At 42.7% G+C, this 763-nt stretch carries 1 protein-coding gene; it reads left to right on the forward strand.

From position 1 onward, the window contains the following. Nucleotides 1–763 (forward strand): Cna B-type domain-containing protein (locus tag B494_RS21275; protein ID WP_194291166.1); only part of this gene is annotated, 763 nt, incomplete at both ends.

Genomic DNA, 763 nt, shown 5'->3' on the forward strand with positions numbered 1-763 from the left:
ATAGACGGTTACGAAGCAACAATTAACGGCTATGACATCACTAATCGTCGTGTCGGTGAAACCGAAGTGAGTGGAGAAAAAACATGGATCGATGACGATAACTCGGATCGACCAGATGAAATTACCGTCCACCTCCTACAAAATGGCGTGCAAATTGATAGTCAACAAGTGACACATAATGATGATTGGGCCTTTAGTTTTACAGGGTTGGATCAATACGATGATGAAGGCGTAGCCTATGACTACTCTATTGAAGAAGAACCCATAGACGGTTACGAAGCAACAATTAACGGCTATGACTTAGAAAACTTACGTGTCGGTACGCTTACAATTGAAGGCGAGAAAACTTGGCAAGATGATAACGCGTCCGATCGACCCGATCAAATTACCGTCAACTTATTACAAGACGGTGTCGTCATTGAAACAGTAGACGTCTCATCAAATGATGACTGGATCTACCAATTTAGTGATGTTCCAGAATTTGATGACGAAGGCTTCCGCCATGAATACACGGTAACTGAACACGGGGTTCCAGGCTACGAAACATCGATTGATGGCTATGACATTATCAATACACGAACAGGTTCAACAGACGTCCACGTGACAAAAGCATGGCTTGATGATGACACGCCAGATCGTCCTGATGATATAACGATCCATTTATTACGCAACGGATACATTATCGATGCTATTGAACTATCAGACGAACTGGAATGGAACTATACGTTTGAAGACCTTGAAGCTTTTGATGACGAAGGTCAAC

This window comes from Amphibacillus jilinensis Y1, assembly GCF_000306965.1.
Classification (GTDB): Bacteria; Bacillota; Bacilli; order Bacillales; family Amphibacillaceae; genus Amphibacillus_C; species Amphibacillus_C jilinensis.